Raw genomic sequence first — 8,579 nt, 5'->3', positions numbered from 1 at the left:
CAGACGCGAAGTCAGGCCACACCAAAGGAAGTTGGACGTGGGGACCTCGGCGGTCCGGGCGGCGAAAGGCCCCCGCGCGGCACTCCTGATCGCGCTCAGCGGCGCGGCGCTGCTCACCCTGTGCGCGCTGTCGATGGCGTACGGCGCCCTCGGCGTCCCCCTCGACCAGGTCTGGCACACCCTCCTCGGGGACGCCCCCAACGCCCGCGTCCACGACGTGATCTGGTCGGTACGGCTGCCCCGTACCGCCCTCGGCCTGGCCACCGGCGCCGCGCTCGGTCTCTCGGGGGCGCTGATGCAGGCCCTCACCCGCAACCCGCTCGCCGATCCGGGCATCCTCGGGGTCAGCGCGGGCGCCGCCTTCGCCGTCGTGCTGTCGGTCGGCGTGCTCGGCGTCGGCTCGGTCCACGGCTACATCTGGTTCGCGTTCGCCGGGGCGCTCGGCGCGAGCGTGCTGGTCTACCTCCTCGGCGGCCTCGGCCGGTCCGGCTCCACGCCGGTCAAACTCGCCCTCGCCGGGGTCGCGGTGACCTCGCTGCTGTTCTCCCTGACCAGTGCCGTCGCGCTGACCGACCCGGACGCCCTGAACCGCTACCGCTTCTGGTCGGCGGGCTCCCTCGCCACCCAGGACGGCGAGGTGCTGCTGCGCGTCCTGCCGTTCCTCGCCGTCGGCGCGGTGCTCGCCCTCGCCTGCGCGCCCGCCCTGAACAGCCTCGCCCTCGGTGACGACGTGGCCAGGTCGCTCGGCCTGAAGCTGGGGCTGGTCCGGGTGCAGGGGGTCGTCGCGGTGACCCTGCTGACCGGTGGGGCGGTCGCCGTCATCGGGCCGGTCGTCTTCGTCGGGCTGGTCGTGCCGCACATCGTCCGCGTCCTCGCCCAGTACGCCGGGGTCGGCCCCGACCACCGCTGGCTGCTGCCGCTGTCGGCCGTCCTCGCCCCCTGCCTGCTGCTCGCCGCCGACATCGCCGGGCGGCTGATCGCCCGGCCGGTGGAGATCCAGGCCGGGATCCTCGTCGCCTTCGTCGGCGGCCCGTTCTTCGTCGCGCTGGTCCGCCGCCGCCGACTCGCGGAGCTGTGAGCCCATGACCACCGACCTCACGGGCCGCCCGACGCCCCCGCCCCCCGCTCCGGAGCGCACCGCGCGCCGGATCACCTTCCGGCTGCCCGCCCCGCCCGTCTCCGGCGTGCTGCGGCCCCGGCTGCTGACCGTGACCCTCGCCCTCGCGGCGCTCACGTTCCTCGCGTTCTGCGTGGAGACCGCGACCGGCGACATCGACCTGCCCCTCCCCGACGTCGTGCGCGCCCTCCTCGGCGCCGCCGACCCCGGCACCGAGCTGATCGTCCACGAACTGCGCCTCCCGCGCGCCCTCGCGGGCCTGCTCGTCGGCGTGGCCTTCGGCGTCGCGGGCGCCCTGCTCCAGACGATGACCCTCAACCCGCTGGCCAGCCCCGACATGATGGGCCTCACCCAGGGCGCCGGGACCGCCGTCGTCGCCGGGATCGTCCTCGGCTGGGACGGCGGCCTGTCCACCCAGACCCTCGGCCTGCTCGGCGCGCTCACCGCCGCGCTCGTCGTCTACCTGCTCGCCTGGAAGCGCGGCACCACCGGCTACCGCATCGTCCTCGTCGGCGTCGGCGTCGCGTGGATCTGCACCAGCGCGACCGACTTTCTCATCGCCCACGGACTGCGGTTCCAGGCGCAGGCCGCCCTCGGCTGGCTCGTCGGCAACCTCAACGGCCGCACCTGGGGGCAGATCCGTCCCCTCGCCCTGGCCCTGGCCGTGCTGCTGCCGGTGGCGCTGCTGCTCGGGCGGCAGATCCGCACCCTCCAGCTCGGCGACGACGTCGCCCGGGGCCTTGGCACCCGCGTCCAGCTCGTGCGGGTGTCGGCGCTGCTCGTCGCCGTGGGGCTGGTCGCCTTCGGCACCGCCGCCGCCGGGCCGGTCGCGTTCGTCGCGCTGGCCGCGCCGCAGGTCGCCCAGCGGCTCGCCGGTACGGCCGTGCCGCCGCCGGTGGCCGCCGGGCTGACCGGCGCCGCGATGGTCCTGGTCTCCGACCTGATCGCCCGCACCCTCGTCCCGGACACCGAACTCCCCGTCGGCATCGTCACCGGGGTGCTGGGCGCCCCGGTACTGCTGTGGCTGCTCGTCCGCGCCAACCGCGCGGGCTCAGGAGGCTGATGACGTGAAGGACCACCACGAGCCCCTCCCCGCACCACCCGGCCCCGGCCTGCGGGCCACGTCCCTGCGCCTGGCCTACGACGACCGCGTCGTCGTCGACGGCCTCGACCTCGCGATACCCACCGGCAAGGTCACCGCGATCGTCGGCGCCAACGCCTGCGGCAAGTCCACCCTGCTGCGCGCCCTCGCCCGCCTCCTCACGCCGAAGTCGGGGGCCGTCCACCTCGACGGACGGGACGTGCACGCGATCCCCACCCGGGTGCTCGCCCAGCGCCTCGGCATCCTCCCGCAAGGGCCCGTCGCCCCCGAGGGGCTGACCGTGATCGACCTGGTGGGGCGGGGCCGCTCCCCGCACCAGACCTGGTGGCGGCAGTGGTCGGCCGCCGACGAGGAGGCCGTGCACGAGGCGCTGCGGGCCACCGCGCTGACCCCCCTCGCGCACCGCGCCGTCGACGAACTCTCCGGCGGCCAGCGGCAGCGCGCCTGGATCGCCATGGCGGTGGCGCAGGGCACGCCCGTGATGCTGCTCGACGAGCCGACGACGTACCTCGACCTCGCCCACCAGATCGACGTGCTCGACCTGGTCACCGACCTCAACCGGCACCAGGGCCGCACCGTCGTCATGGTGCTGCACGACCTCAACCAGGCCGCCCGGTACGCCGACCACGTCGTGGCCATGAAGGCGGGCCGGATCGTCGCCGAGGGCGACCCGGCCGACGTCGTCACCGCCGAGATGGTGGCGGACGTGTTCCAGCTCCCGTGCGTCATCGGCAAGTGCCCGGTCAGCGGGATGCCGATGGTGGTCCCGGTCGGCCGCCACCACACGGCGGCGGTTCCCGTCTCCGGGACCGGCTGAGGGCTACGGACGGTCCGTCAGGTAGCCGCCCATCGCACGGAAGTAGTCCGTCGCCGCCAGCTCCGCGCCGTCCTCCGTGCGCACCCGCCGCACCACCAGTCCTGGCAGCCGCCCCGAGCGGGCCCCGGCCCCGGCGACGATGACGACGCCGTCGCCCTCGCGGATGAAGATCCGGCCGGGTGTGCCGCCGTAGCGGCCCGCGGAGACGGCGGCCGAGACGATCCGCAGCCGCTTGCCGCGGTGGTGGGTGAAGGCGTTGGGGTACGGGTCCGACTGGGCCCGCACGAAACGCTCCAGGTCCTCGGCGGGCCAGGTCCAGTCGATCCGGCTGTCCGCCACGGACCGCTTGTGGAAGAAGCTGGCCCGGGACCGGTCCTGCGGGGTCCACACCGCGCGGCCTGAGGCGATCAGGTCCAGGGAGTCGGTGACGAGCGGCCCGATCAGCTCCACCGTGCGGTGGAACAGGTCGGTCGCGGTGTCCTCGGCGCCCACCGGGACGGCCCGCTGGAGCAGGATGTCCCCGGTGTCCAGACCGCTGTCCATGCGGTGCGCGGTGACCCCGACCTGCCGCTCGCCGTTGATGAGCGCCCAGATCAGCGGGGAGAAGCCCGCGTACGACGGCAGCAGCGAGTCATGGATGTTCAGGGTGCCGTGCGGCGGCAGGTCGTAGACCTCCGGCGGCAGCCAGGTGCGCCAGTTGTTGGCGACGATGACGTCCGGCGCGGCCTCCTTGAGCGCCCGCAGCAGTCCGTCGTCGTCGGGCCGGTCCCGCAACAGCACCGGCACACCGTGCTCCTCGGCGAGACCGGCGACCGAGTCGCTCCAGATCCTCTCGTACGCGTGGTCGCTCTTCGGATGGGTGACGACCAGCGCCACCTCGTGCTCGGAGTCCAGCAGCGCGCGCAGCGTGCGGTGACCCCAGGTCTGGTAGCCGAACATGACGACCCGCATCTGAGCCCTCCTCAGCCATTGCTAGGTAAGGCTAACCTTATCTAACATGTGCCTGCTTGGGGGAGGCCGTGTTCCCGCCTGGGGAGCGCCGTGCTCCCCTTCATCACGGGAGGCGATGAAGCGGTGACGACGCTGCGCGGCGGGCCTGACTCCGTCTACGACCTCTTGGGCATCGGCTTCGGCCCGTCGAACCTGGCGCTCGCGATCGCGCTCCACGAACACGGCGCGACCCCCGACGGAGGAACCGGCCCCCGCGTCGGCTTCCTGGAGAGGCAGCCCGCCTTCGGCTGGCACCGGGGGATGCTCATCGACGACGCCACCATGCAGGTGTCCTTCCTGAAGGACCTGGTGACGATGCGCGACCCGACCAGCGACTTCAGCTTCCTGTGCTACCTGCGCGAGCGGGGACGGCTGGTCGACTTCCTGAACCTGAAGACCCTCTTCCCGCTGCGCGTGGAGTTCCACGACTACTTCGCCTGGGCCGCCGCCCGCCTCGCCCACCTCGTCGAGTACGGCGCCGAGGTGGTGACCGTACGGCCCGTCACCGAGGACGGCGAGGTCCGCTTCCTCGACGTCACCAGCCGCGACCCGCACCACCCCGACCGGCTCACCGTGCGCCGCGCCCGCGCCGTCTGCGTCGCCACCGGCCTGGAACCGCACGTCCCGCCCGACGCCACCCTCACCGAACGCGTCTGGCACACCAGCGAGTTACTTCCCCGCGTCGCCGAACTCACCCGCTCCGGCGCCCCGGTGCGCCGCGCCCTCGTCCTCGGCGCCGGACAGAGCGCCGCCGAGGCCGTCGACTACCTGCACCGCAGCTTCCCCGACGCCGAGATCTGCTCCGTCTTCGCCAAGTACGGCTACACCCCCGCCGACGACAGCCCCTTCGCCAACCGGATCTTCGACCCCGAGGCCGTCGACCTCTACTACCGCGCGCCCCGCGAGGTGAAGCGGTCCCTCCTCGACTACCACCGCTCCACCAACTACTCCGTCGTCGACATGGAGTTGATCGAGTCCCTGTCCCGCACCATGTACCAGGAGCGGATCCAGGGGCGGCAGCGGCTGCGGATGCTCAACGTCTCCCGGCTGCGCGAGGTCGTCACCCGCGCCGACGGCGTCCGGGCCACCGTCGAGTTCCTGCCCACCGGCGAACGCCAGACCCTCACCGCCGACCTGCTCGTCTACGCCACCGGCTACCAGCCGCAGGGCATCGGCGACCACCTCGGTGAGATCGGCAAGCTCTGCCTGCGCGACGAGGAGGACGCGCTGCGCGTCGGCCGCGACCACCGCGTGGTCACCGCGCCCCACGTCACCGCCGACCTCTACCTCCAGGGCGGCACCGAGCACACCCACGGCCTGACCTCGACCCTGCTGTCCACGACCGCCGTGCGGGCCGGGGAGATCTGCACGTCCCTGCTGGCCCGCCGGGGGGTGGGCGCCCCGGGGTGACCGAGCCTCTCACCCGGTGGCCTACGGCGTCGCCTCGCCGCGCGCCGAGCGGCGGAGCAGTCGGCGGCGGTGACGCAGGCCCAGCGCCGCCAGCAGCAGGACGGCGCACAGCACGGCGACGGCCCCGGGACCCGCCGAGTCCACCGCGTCGGCCAGCGCCCGCTGCACCGACCCCGCCGCGTCGACCACCGGGTCCGTCGTCGTGGGATCACGCTGGACCCGGATCTCGTACCAGCCGTAGTACGCCACGTACGCCCCCACCAGCAGGAGCAGCCCCCCGCCCAGCCGGGGCGCCACCGACCCCGCCCGGCGCAGCCGGGTCACGGCGGTGGTGCGGGTGAGCGCCACCGTCAGCGACGCCGCGCCGACGATCAGCCCCATCCCGGCCGCGTACGCCACGAACAGGGCGACGCCCTCACCGGTGGAGCCGCCGCGGAACGCCGAGACGACGATCGCGAGGAACGGCGCGACCGTGCAGCCGAGCGACGCCGCCGCGTACGCCATGCCGAACAGCGCCATCGCCGGGACCGACCGGCTCAGCTTCGGCGCCCGGCGCATCTTGGGGGCCAGCGCGGGCAGTTGCCGCCCGGCGAGCAGCCACCCCCCGGCCGCCGCCAGCAGCAGCCCGAACCCGACCGTGAACCACGGCAGGTGCTCCTGCACCCGCCCCGCGACCGGCTGCACCGCCAGCCCGAACACCCCGAAGAGCGCGGCGAACCCGAGGGTCATCGACACCGTCGCCGTCAGGGCCCGGCCGACCGCGACCGTACGGCCCGGCCGGTCGTCGCCCAGCACCAGCAGCGACAGGTACGCGGGCAGCAGCGCGAAGCCGCACGGGTTGACGGCGGCCAACATGCCCGCGCCCAGCGCGAGCGCGAGTGGCAGGTCCCCCACGGCCGGTCAGCCGGTCAGCCCGGCGACCTTGCCGGACAGCCCCTCGCCGCCCGGCAGCACCCCCTCGTAGACGGTCTCGCCGTCCTTGTCGAGGATGACGTAGCGGCTCTGCTCGGTCACCTCGAACCGCTTCCACACCGCACCGGCCTCGTCGGACACGTGCGGGAAGGAGCCGGTGCCGGTCTGGTCGACGAAGTCGCGCATGGCGTCGTTGCCGTCGAGGCCCGCGACGCCGACGACGTTCGCCTCGCCCTCGTACTCCTTGGCCACCTTCGCGGTCTCGGCGGCCTGGGCGCGGCACTTGGGGCACCAGGGCGCCCAGAACCACAGCACGGTCGGACGGCCCGCGAGGGCGGCCCCGTCGAACGGCTTCCCGTCGACCGTGGTGCCCGTGAACCGCAGCGCCTCCGGCACCTCGGCCGACCCACCGCCCTCGGACGCGCCGCCCTCCGGGGCGCTGGCGGACGCGGTGGCCGACGGCGCCTGCGACGACGCCGCGTCCACCGCACCGGACCCGGAGTCGTCGCTCCCGTCCCCGCACCCCACGAGCGTGAGCGACGCGACGGTCAGGACGGCTGGCAGCAGGGTGCGGGTGCGCATGAAGGACTCCTGGGCTCACTCGGGATCGAGCCGACTGTAGGGCTCCCGGCGCCGGGCGGGCCCCCGCGGGGCCCTTACGGTTCCGTGACGTCCCGTGCATGGCCCGCGCGCCCCAGGGGTACCCGCAGGCCCATGCAGTTCCGTGACCGTAGGCAGGCCGGGCAGGAACTGGCCGGGAGGCTGCGCATCCTCCAGGAGAAGGGTGCGCTCGCCCACCCCGTCGTCCTCGCCCTGCCCCGGGGTGGTGTCCCGGTGGCCCGGGTGGTCGCCGAGGCGCTTGAGGCCCCGCTGGACGTGCTGGTCGCCCGCAAGATAGGGGCACCCTTCCAGGAGGAGCTGGGCGTCGGCGCGATCGTCGGTGACGCGCCCCCGGTCTTCGACCCCCGCACCCTGGAACGCCTCGGCCTCACCGAGGAGGAGCTGGCCCCGCTCGTGGCCCGCGAGCGGGAGGAACTGCACCGCAGAGACCGCCTGTACCGACGCGGCCGACCCCTGCCCGACCTGCGCGGACACACCGTCATCGTGGTCGACGACGGCCTCGCCACCGGCGCGACCGCCCGCGCCGCCGTGCGCTGGGTGCGCGCCCAGGAGCCGGAGCAGGTGGTGCTGGCCGTGCCCGTCGCCGCACCGGAGGCCGCCGAACTGCTGCGCGCCGAGACCGACGACGTGGTCTGCGTGCAGCGGCCCGGCGGCTTCCTGTCCGTCGGGAGCTGGTACGAGAACTTCGACCAGCTCAGCGACGACGACGTGCTGGCGGCGCTGGAGCACATGGCTGAGGGGTGAGCGATCCCATGCACGCGGCGCCCGGCCGCGTCGGCACCGTGATCGTCGGCGTCGACGACACCTCGTACTCCTGGCTGGCCGCGCAGTGGGCCGCCGCCGAGGCCCTGCTCCGCGGCGACGTGCTGCGCGTCGTGCACGCCGTGGGGCCCGGCGACGACCCCGGCGCCGAGGCGCGCGTCCTGGACGCCGCCGCGAGCGTCCTCGACGACGCCCGGGTGCGGATCGCCACCGCCCGGCCCACGCTGCGCGTCGACACCGTCCTCGGCCGCGAGGAACCCGCCGACGCCCTGCTCAGCGCCTCCCGCGACGCCGACCTGATCGTCGTCGGCACGCGCGGGCGCGGCGGCTTCGCCGGGCTGCTGCTCGGCTCCGTGAGCCTGAAGGTCGCCGCGCACGCCGACTGCCCCGTGGTGATCACCCGCGACCACCCGGAGAAGGCCACCGGCGGCGAGATCGTCGCCGGGGTGCGGGACGGGGGCGACGAGGACGCCGTACGGTTCGCGCTCGCGGAGGCCGAACGGCGCGGGGTAGGGGTGCGGCTCGTGCACGCCTGGACGCCGTTCGTGCGCTCCGGGATGACGGTGCCGCAGCCCAGCCAGCTCGACGACGAGCAGCGCCTCCACGAGAGCTTGCTGCGGCACGCCGCCCGCCCGGTCGCGGACTACCCGGACGTGCCCGTCGACACCGAGCTGAGCGTCGGCCCGCCCGCCGCCGCCCTGGTCGACGCCTCGGCCCGCGCGGCCCTGGTGGTGCTGCCGCGCCACCCGCCCCACGGGCTCGGGCTGCGCCTCGGCTCCGTCGTGCACGCCGTCCTGCACCACGCGGACTGCCCCGTAGCCGTCGTCCCCACCGACCCCGGCTGACGC

The 8,579-nt window shown here is 74.5% G+C and carries 9 protein-coding genes; 6 read left to right on the top strand and 3 right to left on the bottom strand.

Going from position 1 to position 8,579, the window contains the following annotated elements:
* Window positions 1-37 precede the first annotated feature (37 nt).
* Genes ACFQZ6_RS03375 through ACFQZ6_RS03365 form a run of 3 tightly spaced genes read left to right on the top strand, consistent with a single transcriptional unit; the run spans window position 38 to window position 3,036 of the window.
* On the top strand, window positions 38-1,078 hold the full coding sequence (locus tag ACFQZ6_RS03375) for a FecCD family ABC transporter permease (RefSeq protein ID WP_381604846.1): 1,041 nt from the start codon (window positions 38-40) through the stop codon (window positions 1,076-1,078).
* Between the two features lie 4 nt (window positions 1,079-1,082).
* On the top strand, window positions 1,083-2,180 hold the full coding sequence (locus ACFQZ6_RS03370; RefSeq protein ID WP_381604845.1) for a FecCD family ABC transporter permease: 1,098 nt from the start codon (window positions 1,083-1,085) through the stop codon (window positions 2,178-2,180).
* Window positions 2,181-2,184: 4 nt separating this feature from the next.
* Window positions 2,185-3,036 (top strand): ABC transporter ATP-binding protein, encoded by an 852-nt coding sequence (locus tag ACFQZ6_RS03365; protein WP_381604844.1) that lies wholly within the window; start codon window positions 2,185-2,187, stop codon window positions 3,034-3,036.
* Between the two features lie 3 nt (window positions 3,037-3,039).
* Here the strand turns inward: ACFQZ6_RS03365 and ACFQZ6_RS03360 are convergent, their stop codons facing one another.
* Window positions 3,040-3,987, bottom strand: a complete 948-nt coding sequence (locus ACFQZ6_RS03360; RefSeq protein ID WP_381604843.1) for a methionyl-tRNA formyltransferase — start codon at window positions 3,985-3,987, stop codon at window positions 3,040-3,042.
* 123 nt (window positions 3,988-4,110) lie between these two features.
* Between ACFQZ6_RS03360 and ACFQZ6_RS03355 the strand changes: the two genes are divergently transcribed.
* Window positions 4,111-5,436, top strand: a complete 1,326-nt coding sequence (locus ACFQZ6_RS03355; RefSeq protein WP_381604842.1) for a lysine N(6)-hydroxylase/L-ornithine N(5)-oxygenase family protein — start codon at window positions 4,111-4,113, stop codon at window positions 5,434-5,436.
* Window positions 5,437-5,457: 21 nt separating this feature from the next.
* Here ACFQZ6_RS03355 and ACFQZ6_RS03350 read toward each other — a convergent pair whose 3' ends face one another.
* Both ACFQZ6_RS03350 and ACFQZ6_RS03345 read right to left on the bottom strand, forming a co-directional pair.
* On the bottom strand, window positions 5,458-6,330 hold the full coding sequence (locus ACFQZ6_RS03350; RefSeq protein ID WP_381604841.1) for a cytochrome c biogenesis CcdA family protein: 873 nt from the start codon (window positions 6,328-6,330) through the stop codon (window positions 5,458-5,460).
* Window positions 6,331-6,336: 6 nt separating this feature from the next.
* Window positions 6,337-6,930 (bottom strand): redoxin family protein, encoded by a 594-nt coding sequence (locus tag ACFQZ6_RS03345; RefSeq protein ID WP_381604840.1) that lies wholly within the window; start codon window positions 6,928-6,930, stop codon window positions 6,337-6,339.
* 132 nt (window positions 6,931-7,062) lie between these two features.
* Here ACFQZ6_RS03345 and ACFQZ6_RS03340 point away from each other — a divergent pair, with 132 nt between their 5' ends.
* Window positions 7,063-7,713, top strand: a complete 651-nt coding sequence (locus ACFQZ6_RS03340; RefSeq protein WP_381604839.1) for a phosphoribosyltransferase — start codon at window positions 7,063-7,065, stop codon at window positions 7,711-7,713.
* A complete protein-coding gene (locus tag ACFQZ6_RS03335) occupies window positions 7,710-8,576 on the top strand; it encodes a universal stress protein (protein WP_381604838.1) in 867 nt (288 codons plus the stop codon). The genes ACFQZ6_RS03340 and ACFQZ6_RS03335 overlap by 4 nt, the downstream gene beginning before the upstream one ends.
* Window positions 8,577-8,579: the final 3 nt, after the last annotated feature.

This window comes from Streptomyces flavalbus (assembly GCF_042674625.1).
GTDB lineage: Bacteria > Actinomycetota > Actinomycetes > Streptomycetales > Streptomycetaceae > Streptomyces > Streptomyces flavalbus.
This window is presented reverse-complemented; position numbering and strand designations above follow the sequence as displayed.

What these genes read in the sequence shown, in the direction of transcription:
- ACFQZ6_RS03370 (WP_381604845.1), top strand. Translation starts at nt 1,083, where the DNA reads ATGACCACCGACCTCACGGGCCGCCCGACGCCCCCGCCCCCCGCTCCG.
- ACFQZ6_RS03360 (WP_381604843.1), bottom strand. Translation starts at nt 3,987, where the DNA reads ATGCGGGTCGTCATGTTCGGCTACCAGACCTGGGGTCACCGCACGCTG.
- ACFQZ6_RS03345 (WP_381604840.1), bottom strand. Translation starts at nt 6,930, where the DNA reads ATGCGCACCCGCACCCTGCTGCCAGCCGTCCTGACCGTCGCGTCGCTC.
- ACFQZ6_RS03340 (WP_381604839.1), top strand. Translation starts at nt 7,063, where the DNA reads ATGCAGTTCCGTGACCGTAGGCAGGCCGGGCAGGAACTGGCCGGGAGG.